Source organism: Stenotrophomonas sp. PD6 (assembly GCF_049199305.1).
In the GTDB taxonomy this organism is placed as follows: Bacteria; Pseudomonadota; Gammaproteobacteria; order Xanthomonadales; family Xanthomonadaceae; genus Stenotrophomonas.
Map to the genome: position 1 here is coordinate 342,943 of NZ_JBLZQD010000002.1, position 15,517 is coordinate 358,459.

Here is a 15,517-nt window from a genome sequence, read left to right on the forward strand (position 1 = left end):
CATGCAGCTGCCCACGGATATCGATTCGGTGCTGCCCCACCGCGACAGCCTGCGCCTGATCGACCGCGTGATCGACTGGCAGCCCGAGTCCATCGTGGTCGAAGTGGACGTGCCCACGCATGGGCTGTTCACCACCCCGGACGGGGTGCCCGCCTGGGTAGGCGTGGAATACATGGCGCAGGCGATCGCCGCCTGGGCCGGGTGCCGTGCGCGCGCCGAAGGGCGCGAGCCCTCGATCGGTTTCCTGCTGGGCACGCGGCGCTATACCGCCCACCAGCCGGCCTTCACGGCGGGCAGCTGCCTGCGGGTGGAGGCACACTGCGAGCTGATGGGCGAAAATGGGCTGGGCATGTTTGCCTGCCGGATCCTGGCAGGCGATGTTGAATTGGCGGTTGCCAACGTATCGGTGTTCGAACCACGCGATGCGATGGCCTATCTGGAGAGTGGAGAGGCATGACAGGGAATCTGACGGTGCTGGTGACCGGCGCCAGCCGGGGCATCGGCCGCGCCGTGGCGCTGCGGGTCGCGCGCGATGGCTTCGACGTGGTGGTGCACTGCCGAAGCCGTATCGAGGAAGCACAGGCGGTGGTCGCAGACATCCAGGCACTGGGCCGGCAGGCCCGCGTGCTGATGTTCGACGTGTCCGACCGTGAGGCCGCGCGCACCGCGCTGGAGGCCGACGTCGAGGCCCATGGCGCCTATTACGGTGTGGTCTGCAACGCCGGCATCGCCCGCGATGGCGCGTTCCCGGCCATGCCCGCCGAGGACTGGGATGCCGTGGTGCACACCAACCTGGACAGCTTCTACAACGTGTTGCATCCGCTGGTGATGCCGATGGTGCGGCGGCGCAAGCCCGGCCGCATCGTCACCCTGTCGTCGGTGTCGGGGCTGGTCGGCAACCGTGGCCAGACCAACTACAGCGCGGCCAAGGCCGGCATCATCGGCGCCACCAAGGCGCTGGCGCTGGAACTGGCCAGCCGCGCGATCACCGTCAACTGCGTGGCGCCGGGCCTGATCGAGACCGAGATGGTCAACGAAGAAGTGCTCGAGCACGCGCTCAAGCTGATTCCCGCCGGGCGCATGGGCCAGCCGGACGAGGTCGCGCACGCGGTGTCGTTCCTGCTGTCCGAATCGGCCGGCTACATCACCCGCCAGGTGATCTCGGTCAATGGAGGCATGGTCTGATGAGCCGACCCGATCGTCGCGTTGTCGTCACCGGTGCCGCCGCCATCAGCCCGCTGGGGCATGACTGGCCGAGCATCCGCGCGCGCCTGCATGCGCGGCAGAACGCCGTGCGCTACATCCCCGGCTGGGAAGTCTTCGACGGGCTCAACACGCGCCTGGCCGCGCCAGCCGAAGACTACGCGCTGCCGCCGCACTACAACCGCAAGACCACCCGCAGCATGGGCAAGGTCGCGGTGATGTCGGTGCGCGCCACCGAACTGGCGCTGGAAGCGGCCGGCCTGCTCGGCCATCCGGTGCTGCGCAGCGGCCTGGCCGGCGTGGCGTACGGTTCGTCCTCGGGCAGCCATGAAGCCACCGCCGAATTCGGCCGCATGCTGCACGAACACACCACCGAAGGCATCAGCGCCACCACCTACCTGAAGATGATGAGCCACACCTCGCCGGTGAACATCGGCGTGTTCTTCGGCTTGTCCGGCCGCGTCTACACCACCTCCAGCGCCTGCACCTCGGGCAGCCAGGGCGTGGGGTCGGGCTACGAGGCGATCCGCAGCGGCAAGCAGACGGTGATGGTCACCGGCGGTGCCGAACAGCTCGATGCCACCGCCGCGGCGGTGTTCGACACCCTGTTCGCCACCAGCGTGCGCAACGACGCGCCGCAGACCACGCCGAGCCCGTTCGACGCCCACCGCGACGGCCTGGTGCTGGGCGAGGGCGCCGGCACGCTGATCCTGGAAGAGCTGGAGCATGCGCAGGCGCGCGGCGCCACCATCCTGGCCGAAGTGGTCGGCTACGGCACCAACAGCGATGGCCAACACGTGACCCAGCCCACCGCCGACACCATGGCGCAGGCCATGCGCCTGGCGCTGGAAGATGCGGGGCTGGAACCGGGACAGATCGGCTACGTCAACGCGCATGGAACGGCCACCGAACATGGCGACATCGCCGAGACCCAGGCCACCGCGCAGGTGTTCGGGCCGGGCATGCCGATCAGTTCGCTCAAGAGCTACGTCGGCCACATGCTCGGTGCCTGTGGTGCGTTCGAAGCCTGGGTCACCATCGAAATGATGCGCGAAGGCTGGTTCGCCCCGACCCTGAACCTGCACGACGTGGACCCGCGCTGCGGCGCCCTGGACTTCATCCGTGGCGAGGGCCGCGCGCTGCAGACCGACTACGTGATGAGCAACAACTTCGCCTTCGGCGGCATCAACACCTCGTTGATCTTCCGCCGTTGGCAGGACTGATTACCTACCGAGCTTCACCAACAAGGAGAATGTTGAATGCGTCGTTTTGCCCTGATTGCCACCGCCGCCCTGCTCGCCGTCGCCAGCACCGCCAACGCCCGTGAGACCCGTGTCGAACAGTCGTTGCGCTCCCTGATCAATTCCCCGGAAGCCAAGGAAGCCGGCATCGACGGCAGCGTCCGTTTCTATCTGGCCGGCGAGAAGGTCAACGTCCAGCAGCGCCTGGGTGAAGACGTGACCAACAAGAAGACCAACGCGGCCAACAAGAGCGACGAAGTGGCCTGCAACTGGGTGGCCCTGTCGGCGCTGAAGGCGCTGCAGGACGGCGCCAAGTCGCGCGGCGCCAATGCCGTGGTGGACATCGTCAGCTACTACAAGAAGAACGAGTTCAAGAGCACCACCAACTACGAATGCTACGCCGGCGCCATCCTGGCCGGCGTCGCGCTGAAGGGCACCTACGCCAAGGTCAAATGACGGGAACGGTCATTTGACGGGTAGAGCCGACTGGGTAGGGCCGACTGTTAGTCGGCTGCATCTCAGGCCGGACGGCACTGCAGCCGCCGTTTCAATGGAAACGGCGGCTGCCACCCAACCTGAACACCATCGCGACATTGATGAACCTGAATCTGTCGCGCGCCGGTAAACCGTCACCGAAGGCCGCTGCCGTCTTTCGCCGCTGCCTGCTTTACTCCACAATCGGCGTATCTATTCCCAGGGCCAAGCCCCGCGGGCAATGCAAGCCTACGTCTACAAAAGCCAACGCAAGCAGGACACATACGTCTACCTCGCCGCCCGCGACGCCTTCGATGCCATCCCCGATGCGCTGAAGGCCACGCTGGCGCCGTTCGCATTCGTGCTGGAAGTCGCCCTGACCCCCGACCGTCGCCTTGCCTTGGCCGACGTTGATCAAGTGCGCGCCAACCTGGCCGAGCGCGGCTTCCACCTGCAGATGCCACCGCCACCGGTCGCGCCCGTGCGGGTGCCGCGCCGCAATGACTGACGCCCTGCGTACCCGCGCCGCGGCCCTTGCCTTCGGTATCGGCGGCCTGCTCTCGCTGGCCGTGGTGCTTGGCGGCGTGCCTGCGGCGCTTGGCGCGGCATTGGCGCAGCCGGCGTTTGCGCTGGGCGTGTCGTGGTGGCGGCGCAGCCGCACCGTTCCTGCGCTACCGCAGCTGGCCCGCCAGGACGTTCCGGCGCTGCTGGCGCTGTGGGGCCTGGGTCCGCTGCTGCTGGCGCTACTGGTCGCATGGCCACTGGGCGCGCTGCACGACAGCGGCAGCCTGGCCGCGGTACTGGGCCTGAGCGTGGCGGTCAGCGCCGCGCTGCTGGGCGTGTGGCGGACCTGGCCGTTGTGGAACGAAATCGAGCGCAGCGACGGCAGCCTGGCGCGCCACTGGCGCACCTTGGCCGCGCGCGACCTCACCGCCTGGCGCGGCCTGATCGTGGCGGGCCTGGTGGTCGGCGTCTGTGCGCTGGTGGTGGTGCCCGCTTGGCCGGGCCTCCTTTCCGATGGCCTGCGCTGGCCCTTCGCGCTGGCCGTGCTGCTCGGCTCGCCGCTGGCGCACCTGGCCCTGCAGCGGGTGACGCCCGCCGATCCGCTGGCGACCCGCAGCGCGCTCAACCTGGGCAACGACCCGTTCGCGGCGGCCGCACATGCCGCCGGCGCCCAGGACGAAGCACCGCAGCCGCTCGAGCCGCTGGGCCAGCATGAACGCCTGCCGGCGCTGTACGAGGCCGCTCGCAGCGGCCGCGTCGACCGCGCGCTGCAACTGCTGGCGGCCGGCGCCGACCCGCACGGCCTGCCCGATCCGGCCTGGCGCGACCAGCGCAGCCTGGTCGTGCTGGCCGCCGTCCTGCCGGACCTGCGCCTCCTGCGTGAACTGATCGCGCGCGGCGTGGGCGTCAATGCCCCGCACAAGGGCATGACCCCGCTGCTGGCCGCGACCCGCGACAGCTGGCACGGCCGCCCAGAGGCGGTCATGACGCTGCTGGCCAACGGCGCCGATTCGCGCGCGGTCGATACCGAGGGCAACACCCCGCTGCATCACGCCGCGCGCAGCTCCGACCCGGGCGTGGCCGCGCTGCTGCGGGATGCCGCCGCCGAAGTGGACGCGCTCAACCAGGACGGCTGGTCGCCGCTGGCCGTGGCCTGCCAGGTCGGCAACTGGCGGCTGGCGCGCTTCCTGCTCGAGCGCGGCGCGCGTACCGAGCCGGCCGACGGTACTCCGGTGCTGCTCGCTGCCGCCGGCACCGAAGAAGACGATCCGGCCGGCGTGCAGCTGCTGCTCAAGCACAAGGCGCGCGCCGATGCGCGCGACCGCCAGCGCCGCAGTGCCCTGCACGAGGCCGCGCTGGCCGGGCACGTGGACATCATCGACGTCCTGCTGGCCGCCGGCGCCAACCTGGAAGCACGCGACGCGCTGTCGCGCACGCCGTGGCTGGAAGCCGCGCGTGCCGGGCGCGCCGCCGTGGTGGAACACCTGCTGCCGCACAAGCCCGACCTCACCGCCGTCGACGGCGACGGCCGCAACGCCGTGCTGCTGGCCTGCATGGCCGAGAACGTATCGCCGCTGCTGGTCCGCCGCCTGCTCGACCTCGGCATTGCCGCCGACGTGCCGGACCCGCAGGGCCGCCGCGCGGTCGACATCGCTGCCAGCGCCGGCCGCTGGGCGATCGTCTCGCTGCTCGACCGCAGTTACCCGCTGCCGGCCGCCGTGAGCGATGGCCTGGCCAGCGCACCGGACGCCGAGCCCGGCAGCCCGGCGTTACCCGACGTGCCGCCGCTGGATCTGCTGCGCGAGGCGCTGGGCTTCGGCAACACCGACGGCATGGCGCCGCTGGCGCGCCTGTGCAGCGCCGACGAGCTGGGTGGCCTGCTGCACGACGCCGAGCTGGCGCTCGACCCCAACGCAGTGGACTGGCTGCTGGCGCATGGCGCCGCCCCGGAAGTGCTCGATGCCTGTGGCGACACCCCGATGTTCGCGCTGCTCGCGCGCGGCATCGATGCGGTGCCGGCGCTGCAGGTGCTGCTGCGTCGTGGCGTGTCTCCCGCGGGTCCCGGTGGCCTGGCGCGACTGCTCAGTGCCTGCGCCCAGCATGACCAGGCCTCGCGCGGCCTGGAGCAGCTGGCACTGGAACTGCTGGAGCGCGGCGCCGACCCGTTCGCCGCCTCGCCGGCGGGCGACCCGCCGCTGTCGCTGGCGGTACGCCTGGGCTGGCTGCGCCTGCAGCAAGCGCTACTCACCCTCGGCGTGGACCGCGAGGCGCGCGACAGCCACGGCATGACGGCGCTGCACCTGGCCACCGCGCTGGCCCGCGAAGGCTCGCTCAAGCTGCTGGTGCAGCAGGGCGCCTCGCCCGAAGCCCGTGCCGCCGATGGCCAGACCCCGCTGGGCGTCGCGCTGTCGATCGGCCGCCGCGACCTCGCCGACTGGCTGGACTGGCGCGTGTGGCCGTTGCCGCGCCGCGCCCTGCGCGACGGCGACCTGCCGGCCGCCGCGATGGCCGGCGACGCCGACGCGGTACGCCGCCTGATCGACCTGGGCTTTGCGGTCGACGTGGTGGACGCGCAGGGCTGCACCGCGCTGCTGCGTGCCGCCGGCGGGGGTCACCTGGCCGTGGTCGACCTGCTGCTCGCCCGCGGTGCCAATCCGCAGCATGCCGCCGCCAGCGGCGCCACGCCGCTGTCGGCGGCGGTCAGCATGCGCCAGATCGACATCGTCTCGGCCCTGCTCGATGCGGGTGCGGAGCTGGAATACCGCCTGCCCGGTGGCGTCACCGTGCTGATGCTGGCCTCTGCGCTGGGCCTGCCGGACATCGTCGCGCGCCTGCTCACCGCCGGTGCCGACGTGCATGCCGGCGACGCCCAGCAGCTGGGTCCCCTGCACTGCGCCGCCCTGTACGGCTTCGGCGCACGCGACCGTTCCCGCCTGCTGGCCCTGCTGGATACGCTGCTGCTGTCCGGCGCGGAGCCGGACCAGGCCGCCGCCGGCTCGGTCACCCCGCTGCTGCTGCTGCTGGGCGCACGTGCCGAACCGGGTACCGCCTGCGACGAACAGGTCGTGCTGGCGGCGGTGGAGCGCCTGCTCGACGAAGACGTTTCGCTGGAGGCGCGCGACCCGCGCGGCTTCGGCCCGCTGCACCTGGCCGCCTTGCATGGCCTACCGCTGCTGGTGCAGCGCCTGCTGCGTGCCGGCGCCGACCCGGACGTACGCGACGCCCTCAACCGCAGCCCGCGCGAGATCGCGGTGATGCGCGGCTTCATCGACGTGGCGGGCGAGTTCGAGCCGCGCGTCCCGGGCGTGTCGTCGATGGCCAGGTTCCTGCGCGACAACGGCTGAGCCGGCGCACGACCAACGGTCGTGCGCTACCGCCTACCGCCGACGCGGCAATCCGAACGGGAAACCCGACGGGGCACTCTCAGGGATCACCCGACGGGGCAACCCGAATGGGTCATCCGACGGGGCAACCCGAATGGGTCATCCGACGGGGCAACCCGAATGGGTCATCCGACGGGGTAGAGCCGACTGTTAGTCGGCTGCTCCACTCCACGACGCCGCCCAACGTCTTGACCTCCTTCAGAAGCGCCTGCACGCCCACATCGGTAACCTGTGGCCGAAGGAAATGGTTGTACACGTGCTCGTCCTTGCTGGCCGCTGCGAAAATGCGCTTCGGGCCAATGAACGGCGTGCGAGCGTCATTGATGTACTGATCATCGGTACGCCAACGATTGCCACCTTCCCGTTTCCAAGCGGTCTGCAGCGCGATGCGCTCCGGGCCGAACCGTGCGTTGCCACGACTGTGCCTCGCGTTGCGAAGTGCGCATTGCTGGCGAGGTACTCACAGCATTGACTGCGTGCGAGCGCCGGGAATAGGAGTGCCGGCCCGGCTGCAGGGCATCATACTGAACGTCATGCCGATGGCGGTCCAACCACATCTGCCAGCCATGCCGAAGTATGTTTGGTTTCCCGTACTCGATTGCACTGGAAGGACTGGTTATGAATGAGGTAGCAATAGACAAAGATGGACATAGGGAGATGTCAGTCCCTGAAGTCTGGAGGCCCACTCTAGTCGCTATCGTTGATGCATTGGTGGAAGAAAGGGAGCCTTCTCTGCCGCAGGTTGTAGTCCGGGCATCGGCCGCCTGGTCGGGGATGCAGGCAAATGTGCGGGAGTACGGAGCGCGCCTGAAGAAGTTGCCGGAAGAATCCTGGGAGTCTTCCGTATGCATCTGGTACGGATATTTCTGGGACGTTCTCGTCGACCTCTATACCGAGGAGGAAGGAAGAAGCGATCTTGTGCTTCAGGTGCATATCCACGAAGACGATGCTGGGTACCGATACGAGGTCGTATCGGTTTACGTTCCGTGATGCCTGCAGGGGCTGCGAAATGAGGGGCCCGCATGCAATGAACATCCACACCTAATCGGAAGTGGAGGCTTGAATCACCAGCTCCAGCTCGGGTTGCGCCAGGAGCCAGTCAGCGTCGTGCTCCATCTGGTACTCCCACTCCCGTAAGGGCTCAGAAACGGAGATCAGCGCCTGCAGGGTCTCATTTGCCCTCTCGGGGTTGCGCACTCTATACAACAGGACGCGCTCCCCACGGGCAGTAATTCGGGCGAGGAAAATCGCGTTGTCGTCGGACTGGATGGCCGGCTCGATCAATCGCTCCAGATGACTAAGGCTGTCCACTTCTTCTGCGGTAGGCATGCCGTTTTCCCCTTGCATGGCGCAATGCACGCCAATTCTCAAGTGCCACGGAAAATCCTTGCGTTCTGCAAACTGCAACAGCGCAGAATTGACAACAACGATCGCTGGATCGCTGCCGATATAAGTCTCAAACAAAGAATAATAGGGGTCGGGAATACCTTTCATCCAGCAACATCCGGTTGACCCACGTCAGAATTCCAGAATTCCTCCTGGCCTCAATCGGCACGCGACGCGTCCGATGCCTTCCCGTCGCTTTCCGCATCCGCCTCGAACAGATGCATCAGATCCGCCCGCGCATCGCGCGAGGTCTGGATCACCGCGGCCTCGTCGTCGTAGACCAGGTACTGGTCGCGCAACAATTTCTCATCGTGCTCGCGGAAGCGCTCGACGTGCGCGCGGGCGGTGTCGGTCGGGATGCCGAGGGCGGTCAGCACGCGTTCGCTGAGTTCCAGGCTGGTGCCGAACACCTCGCGGAACGGCTCGGCCGACATGTCCATCAGCCGCCACGCATGCTGGCGGTTGCGCGCGCGCACCAGCACCACGGCGTCGGGATACATCCGCCGGATCAACCGCGTGGCGCGCATGTTCGCGTCCGGGTCGTCCAGCGTCACCACGTATACCCGCACGTATTCGCCACCGGCGGCACGCAGCATTTCCGGTCGGGTTGGGTCGCCGTAGTACAGCTTGTTGCCGAAGCGGCGCAGGTCCGACACCGTGTCCGGGTTCGACTCCAGCGCGATGAAGGGAATCTTCTGCGCGGTCAGCACACGCGCCACCACCTGCCCGAAGCGCCCCATGCCCGCGATCATCACCTTGGGCTCGGTACCGCCGTTGTCCACCTTGTCGGCCGGGGGCTTGTTCTGCTTGGGTGCGTCCTCGCTGCCCAGCACGCGCAGCAATGCAATCATCAGCAGCGGGGTGATCGCCATCGACAGGCCTACGATCGCCACCAGCCGGTCATGGTTGGCATCGCCCAGCAGGTTCGCGCGCTGCGCCTCGTTGAACACCACGAAGGCGAACTCACCGCCCAGCCACAGCACGCTGCCCAGCAGCAGCGCATGCCGCGTGCTCAGGCGTGCGACCTTGCCGATGCCAAACAGCAGCCCGAACTTCACCACCAGCAACACCGCGACACCGATGGCGATCAGCGCCGGCTCGGCCACCACCCGGTCCAGGTCGATGCCCATGCCCACCGCGATGAAGAACAGCCCGAGCAACAGCCCCTTGAACGGTTCGATCTGCGATTCCAGCTCGTGGCGGAACTCGGAGTCGGACAGCAGCACGCCGGCCAGGAACGCGCCCAGGCTCGGGCTCAGCCCGGCCTCCTGCATGAACCACGCCGTGCCCAGCACCACCAGCAGCGCCATGGCGGTGAAGACTTCGGGGCTGCGCGTGCGCGCGATGATGTTGAACAGCCGGCGCAGCACCGGCCGCCCGCACAGGATCACCACGGCCAGCGCACCCAGCGCCACGGCCACATCGCCCCACTGCAATGTTTCATTCTTGGCGCCGCCCAGCAGCGGGATCGCGGCCAGCAGCGGAATGGCGATCAGGTCCTGGAACAGCAGGATGGCAAAGCCCAGCCGCCCGTAATCGCTGTTGATGCCCTTGTGCTCGGACAGCAGCTGCAGGCCCACCGCCGTGGACGACAACGCCAGCGCGATGCCCACGATCAACGCCGCCTTCCACTGGAAATGGTCCAGCAACAGCAGGCTGCCCAGCACCAGCGCGCTCAGTGCCACCTGGGCGATACCCGCGCCGAACACCGAGCGGCGCATCACCTTCAGGCGCGTGGGCGACAGCTCCAGCCCGATCACGAACAGCAGCATCACCACGCCGATTTCGGCCGCGCCCAGGATCCGGTCCGCGTCCTGCACGAAGCCCATGCCGTCCGGGCCCAGCACCACGCCGGCCACCAGATAGCCCAGTACCGCGCCCAGGCCGAGCTTCTTGAACACCGGTACCGCGATGACCGCCGCGAGCAGCAGCACCAGGGCCAGTTCCAGGGCACCGCTATGCATGGGGGGTCCGTAAATCGAAGCGTCGGCCCGTCGCCGGCTGCCCATTATGCGGCCCACAGCGTCAACGACCTTCAACCGCACCCGAACGCGGGCGGCGGAGGGGTTGACCCCGCCCGCCCACGGGTCCAGACTCCGCCGGCGCAGCCCGAAGGCGCCCGACCGTTGGTCGGGGCCACGAGCACCGCAAACACCCTTCCGGAGTCCAAACCCATGTCCAGCGACAGTAGAAGTCGACCTTGCTCGACGCCAGCGATGGCCACCGCCTGACACGGGACGGTTCGCCAGCGTTGGCGTCGCGCATATGCGATCCACAAGGCGAACCCCATGAACCAGAAAGACCTCCTGCGCCCGGTGGCCGATGCCGCCGCCCTGAGCGCACCCCTGCAGGACTTCAACACCGCTGACGCGGTGGAATACCTCAACACCCTGGAGCTGTCGCGCGCCGCCGACACCCTGGCCGCGTTGCCGTTGCCGCGCGCGGTGAAGATGCTCGAGCAGCCCGAACTCACCCGCAGCGGCGACCTCATCGCCACCCTGCCGGTGGCCAGGGCCGCCGCGCTGCTCGGGTTGATGGCCGACGACCGTGCCACCGACATCGTCCATGAGCTGGACGAGGACGAGCGCGCGCGCCTGATCCCGCTGCTCAGCCCGGAGGCACGCCAGGCCATCCAGCAGCTGCTCAGCTACCCGGCGCACACCGCCGGCGCGCTGATGACCACCGAATTCGTCAGCGTGCCTGCCAACTGGACGGTGGGCCGCACCCTGCAGCACATCCGCGAAGTCGAACGCACCCGCGAAACCGTCTACGCCATCTACGTGCTCGACCCGCACACCCAGGCCCTGCAGCAGGTGGTCACCATGCGCCGGCTGATCACCGGCCTGCCGGAGGAGCCGATCCTGGACGTTGCCCAGGTCAATCCGCCGGTGACCGTCGATGCCATGCTCGACCAGGAAGAAGTGGCCCAGCTGATCCGCCGCCACGACCTGCTGGCCATCCCCGTGGTCGACGCGCGCCAGCACGTGCTCGGCATCGTCACCGTGGACGACATCCTGGACGCGCTCATCGAGGAATCCACCGAAGATGCCCACAAGTTCGGCGGCATGGAGGCGCTCGAAAAGCCGTACATGCAGATCGGGTTCTTCGAGATGCTGCGCAAGCGCGCCGGCTGGCTCAGCGTGCTGTTCCTGGGCGAAATGCTCACCGCCAGCGCCATGCAGCATTACGAAGACGAACTGGCCCGCGCCGTGGTGCTGACGCTGTTCATTCCGCTGATCATGAGCTCCGGCGGCAACTCCGGCTCGCAGGCCACCTCGCTGCTGATCCGCAGCCTGGCGCTGCGCGAGCTGCGGCTGCGCGACTGGTGGCGGGTGGCGCTGCGCGAAGTGCCTACCGGCATCACCCTGGGCGCCATCCTCGGCGTGCTGGCGATGATCCGCATCGTGTCCTGGCAGCTGCTGGGCCTGCACGACTACGGCGAACACTGGAAGCTGCTGGCCGTGACCATCGGCGCGGCGCTGGTCGGCATCGTCACCTTCGGTTCGCTGTCCGGTTCGATGCTGCCCTTCATCCTCAAGCGCCTCGGCTTCGACCCGGCCAGCGCCTCGGCACCGTTCGTGGCCACGCTGGTGGACGTCACCGGCCTGGTGATCTATTTCAGCATCGCCGCCGCGATCCTCAGCGGCACGTTGCTGTAACCGGGGGACGTCGCCGCTATACGTTGCGGCGACGTCCATCCCGCCATGCGGCATGCTTTTGCGCCAGATCATCCCCAGCGCACCGTCAGCCGTGTACCGTGTCACCACGTGTCCCGGTGACTGTTCGACCCCATGAGCACCTACCACCTGCAATCCGTGTTCCGCCCGCAATCGGTCGCCGTCGTCGGCGGCAGTCCGCGCGAACGCTCGGCCGGCCGCGCGGTCATGCGCAACCTGCGCGCCACCGGCTTCCCCGGCAAGGTCGCCTGGATCAATCCGCGCTACGGCGAAATCGACGGCATCCGCACCGTCAAACGGCTCAAGGACCTGGACTGGGTTCCCGAACTCATCGTCATCACCGCGCCGGCCAGCATCGTGCCGCAGGTGGTGGCCACCGCCGCCGAACGCGGCGTTGCCGCGGCCATCATCCTCACCGCCAACCTCGGCCACGGCCCCGGCTCGCTGGGCGAACAGGTCGAGGCGGCCGCGCGGCCCAAGGGTCTGCGCATCCTCGGCCCGCACTGCCTGGGCGTCATCGCCCCGCATGCACGCCTCAATGCCAGCATCGCCGCGCACTTCCCGCAGGCCGGCGACCTTGCGTTGATTTCCGAATCCAGCGCGATCGCCGCCGCACTGGTGGAGTGGGGCGTCGCACGCTCGGTGGGGTTCTCCGCCGTGGTCTCGCTCGGCGATGCGCTGGATGTGGACTTCGGCGACCTGCTCGATTACTTCGCCACCGACTACCGCACCCGCGCCATCCTGCTGTACGTCGAACACATCCGCGACGCACGCAAGTTCATGTCCGCCGCACGCGCTGCGGCGCGCGCCAAGCCGGTGGTCGTGGTGAAGTCCGGCCGCCACATCCGCATCGATCCCGACGCCGATACCCACGTGCAGGCGCTGGCCAGCTCCGATGCGGTCTACGGCGCCGCCTTCAACCGCGCCGGCCTGCTCCGCGTCAGCGCGCTGGACGAACTGTTCACCGCCGCCGAGACCCTCGGCCGGCTGGGGACGTTCCCCGGCCGTCGCCTCGCCATCCTCAGCAACGGCGGCGGCGTCGGCCGCCTGGCGGTCGACCAGCTGCTTGCCCTGCGCGGCACCCTGGCCGAACTCTCGCCCGGCACCATTGCCGAGCTCGACGGCGTGCTGCCCGAAGGCTGGTCGCGCAGCAATCCGGTGGACATCGTGGTGGATGCCGACGGCGAGCGTTATGCCGCCGCCATCGATGCGCTGATGTCCGACACCGGCAACGATGCGGTGCTGGTGGTCAACGTGCCCACCGCCTTCACCTCCTCAGCCGACGCCGCCCAGGCATTGACCCGCACCCTCGGCCTGCGCCCGCGCCACCATCGGGACAAGCCGGTGTTCGCGGTCTGGCTGGGCAATGACGACCGCGCCACCGCCACCCTCAATGCCGCCCGCGTGCCCACCTATCCCACCGAGGCCGAGGCCGTGCGCGGCTTCCAGCACCTGGTGCGCTATCGCGATGCGCAGGCCGCATTGATGGAAACCCCGCCCAGCCTGCCGCAGGACTTCGTGGTCGACACCGCCGCCGCGCGCGCCATCGTCGAGGCCGCGCTGGCCGCCGGGCAGCAGTGGCTGGACCCCATCGCCACCCACCAGCTGCTCACCGCCTACGGCATTCCGTCCGCGCCGGTCATGCAGGCGCGCGATCCGCACGAAGCGATGGACCTGGCCCAGCCGCTGCTGGAGCAGGGCGCCACCGTGGCGGTGAAGGTGTTCTCGGCCGATATTCCGCACAAGTCCGACGTCGACGGCGTGCGCCTCAACCTGGGCACCCTGCAGGCGGTGCAGGAGGCGGCCACCTCCATCCTCGCGCGGGCGCATGCCATGCGCCCGCAGGCGCGCATCGAAGGCGTGCTGGTGCAGCCCACCATCGTGCGGCCCAAGGCGCGGGAGTTGATCGCCGGCATCGCCGACGACCCGACCTTCGGCCCGGTGGTGGTGTTCGGCCGCGGCGGCACCGCCGTGGAAGTGATCGACGACAAGGCGCTGGCACTGCCGCCGCTCGACCTGCGCCTGGCCCACGAGCTGATCGGCCGTACCCGCGTGTCGCGCATCCTCAAGGCCTACCGCGATGTGCCCGCGGCCGACGAACGCGCCGTCGCGCTGATCCTGGTCAAGCTGGCCCAGCTCGCCGCCGACATTCCCGAAGTGCGCACGCTGGACATCAATCCGCTGCTGGCCGACCGCGACGGCGTCATGGCACTGGACGCACGCGTGGCCATCGCCCCCTCGCGCAAGCTGCACAAGGGGCGTGGTCACCCGCGCTTCGCCGTGTTCCCGTATCCCAAGGAATGGGAGCGCACCATTACCCTGTCCGATGGTGCGCCCGCCTTCGTGCGCCCGGTGCGGCCGGAGGACGACGCGCTGTTCCGTGCATTCTTCGCCCGCGTCACCGACGACGACCTGCGCCTGCGCTTCTTCCAGTCGGTGAAGCATTTCAGCCACGAGTTCATCGCCCGCCTCACCCAGCTGGACTACGCGCGTTCGATCGCCTTGGTGGCCATCGACCCGCGCAGCGGCGACATGCTCGGTGCCGTGCGCCTGCATGCCGACGCCGACTACGACCGCGGCGAGTACGGCATCCTGATCCGCTCGGATCTCAAGGGCCACGGGATCGGCTGGCGGCTGATGACCATCATGATCGAATACGCGCAGTGGCTGGGCCTGAACCTGATCGAAGGCCAGGTGCTGCGCGAGAACAGCACCATGCTGGCGATGTGCCAGAGCCTGGGCTTCAAGACGAAGCTGGATCCCGACGATCCCACGGTGATGGTGGTGACCCTGCCGGTGCAGAGCGTGCAGGTGCCCGAGCCGCCAGAGGGTGCAACGCACTGACCCACACCCGGCATGGTCCGTACACGGCCCCGGCGCGACAATACGCCGCATGACCGAACGCATACCGCTGCTGCTGTTGCCGGGCCTGCTCAACGACGCCGAACTGTGGCGCGCGCAGGTGGCCGCGCTTTCCGACATCGCCGACTGCACCGTCGGCGACCAGACCCGTGGCGAGACGATGCAGGGCGTGGTCGAGGACGTGCTGGCCCAGGCGCCGGAACGCTTCGCGCTGGCCGGCTTCTCGTTGGGCGGGTTCGTGGCCCAGCACATCCTGCGCGTGGCCCCGGAGCGGGTCATGCGGCTGGCGTTGATCGATACTTCCTTCCATGCCGACTCGCCCGAACGCGCCGCCCAGCGGCAATCGCAACGTGCCAGCGTGCGCCTGCCGGGCACCTTCCACGGCTTCGGCGACACGCTGATGCGCAGCTACATCGACGCCTCGCGCCTGGACGACTACGTGCTGGTGCAGCGCGTGCGCGACATGACCACGCGGCTGGGCGCCGAGGTGTTCCTGCGCCAGAGCGCGCTGGACCGCGCCGACGGCCGCGCCGTGCTGGCCGCGTACCGCGACCCGCTGTTGATCGCGTGCGGTGCCAACGACCGCATCACCCCGCTGGCGATCAGCGAGGAGATGCAGGCGCTGGTACCGGGATCCACGCTGGTGGTGCTGCCCGATTGCGGGCACCTGGCCCCGATGGAAAAGCCGGACGAGGTCAGCGCCGCCATGCGCGAGTGGCTGCAGGCCTGAGCGCGTGTGAGGCGCTTTCCGTGCGTCCACAAGGGGCCAGTGGCGGCGTTACCTCAG

At 68.8% G+C, this 15,517-nt stretch carries 11 protein-coding genes and 2 pseudogenes; 11 read left to right on the top strand and 2 right to left on the bottom strand.

The annotated features are described in order from the left end of the window. The first annotated feature begins 1 nt into the window (after nucleotide 1). The 8 genes and pseudogenes from ACOZHM_RS04345 (at nucleotide 2) to ACOZHM_RS04380 (ending at nucleotide 7,795) form a co-directional block, all read left to right on the top strand. Complete coding sequence (locus ACOZHM_RS04345) at nucleotides 2–457, top strand: hypothetical protein (RefSeq protein ID WP_421567737.1); 456 nt, start codon at nucleotides 2–4, stop codon at nucleotides 455–457. After that, on the top strand, nucleotides 454–1,185 hold the full coding sequence (gene fabG, locus ACOZHM_RS04350; protein WP_217537511.1) for a 3-oxoacyl-ACP reductase FabG: 732 nt from the start codon (nucleotides 454–456) through the stop codon (nucleotides 1,183–1,185). The genes ACOZHM_RS04345 and fabG overlap by 4 nt, the downstream gene beginning before the upstream one ends. Then, nucleotides 1,185–2,426, top strand: a complete 1,242-nt coding sequence (locus ACOZHM_RS04355) for a beta-ketoacyl-ACP synthase (RefSeq protein ID WP_421567739.1) — start codon at nucleotides 1,185–1,187, stop codon at nucleotides 2,424–2,426. Before fabG ends, ACOZHM_RS04355 begins: the two co-directional genes overlap by 1 nt. A gap of 36 nt (nucleotides 2,427–2,462) precedes the next feature. Next, the gene (locus tag ACOZHM_RS04360) at nucleotides 2,463–2,900 is read left to right on the top strand and encodes an excinuclease ATPase subunit (RefSeq protein WP_421567740.1); all 438 of its coding nucleotides are present in this window, start codon (nucleotides 2,463–2,465) and stop codon (nucleotides 2,898–2,900) included. A gap of 259 nt (nucleotides 2,901–3,159) precedes the next feature. After that, nucleotides 3,160–3,426 carry a YcgL domain-containing protein gene (locus ACOZHM_RS04365; protein ID WP_421567741.1) on the top strand — a complete coding sequence of 89 codons (267 nt, stop codon included), beginning with the start codon at nucleotides 3,160–3,162 and terminating at the stop codon, nucleotides 3,424–3,426. Next, nucleotides 3,419–4,022, top strand: a pseudogene (locus ACOZHM_RS04370) (hypothetical protein); the annotation flags it as partial. The gene ACOZHM_RS04365 and the pseudogene ACOZHM_RS04370, both read left to right, overlap by 8 nt. Nucleotides 4,023–4,105: 83 nt before the next feature. Further along, nucleotides 4,106–6,766 (top strand): annotated as a pseudogene (locus ACOZHM_RS04375) (ankyrin repeat domain-containing protein); the annotation flags it as partial. A gap of 657 nt (nucleotides 6,767–7,423) precedes the next feature. Next, complete coding sequence (locus ACOZHM_RS04380) at nucleotides 7,424–7,795, top strand: DUF7668 domain-containing protein (RefSeq protein ID WP_421567743.1); 372 nt, start codon at nucleotides 7,424–7,426, stop codon at nucleotides 7,793–7,795. A 51-nt stretch (nucleotides 7,796–7,846) separates the two neighbouring features. On the opposite strand, the gene ACOZHM_RS04385 is transcribed toward ACOZHM_RS04380, so the two are convergent. Continuing rightward, nucleotides 7,847–8,299 (bottom strand): DUF695 domain-containing protein, encoded by a 453-nt coding sequence (locus tag ACOZHM_RS04385; protein ID WP_421567745.1) that lies wholly within the window; start codon nucleotides 8,297–8,299, stop codon nucleotides 7,847–7,849. A gap of 50 nt (nucleotides 8,300–8,349) precedes the next feature. After that, nucleotides 8,350–10,155: a monovalent cation:proton antiporter-2 (CPA2) family protein gene (locus ACOZHM_RS04390; RefSeq protein WP_421567747.1), complete on the bottom strand. Its 1,806-nt coding sequence runs from the start codon at nucleotides 10,153–10,155 to the stop codon at nucleotides 8,350–8,352. Nucleotides 10,156–10,479: 324 nt separating this feature from the next. Here ACOZHM_RS04390 and mgtE point away from each other — a divergent pair, with 324 nt between their 5' ends. The 3 genes from mgtE to ACOZHM_RS04405 all read left to right on the top strand — a co-directional run bounded on the left by mgtE (nucleotide 10,480) and on the right by ACOZHM_RS04405 (nucleotide 15,460). After that, nucleotides 10,480–11,850 carry a magnesium transporter gene (mgtE, locus tag ACOZHM_RS04395; RefSeq protein WP_421567749.1) on the top strand — a complete coding sequence of 457 codons (1,371 nt, stop codon included), beginning with the start codon at nucleotides 10,480–10,482 and terminating at the stop codon, nucleotides 11,848–11,850. A gap of 132 nt (nucleotides 11,851–11,982) precedes the next feature. Beyond that, entirely contained in the window at nucleotides 11,983–14,712 is a 2,730-nt protein-coding gene (locus ACOZHM_RS04400; RefSeq protein ID WP_421567751.1) for a bifunctional acetate--CoA ligase family protein/GNAT family N-acetyltransferase, read from the top strand. Between the two features lie 49 nt (nucleotides 14,713–14,761). Beyond that, a complete protein-coding gene (locus ACOZHM_RS04405) occupies nucleotides 14,762–15,460 on the top strand; it encodes an alpha/beta fold hydrolase (protein ID WP_421567753.1) in 699 nt (232 codons plus the stop codon). Nucleotides 15,461–15,517: the final 57 nt, after the last annotated feature.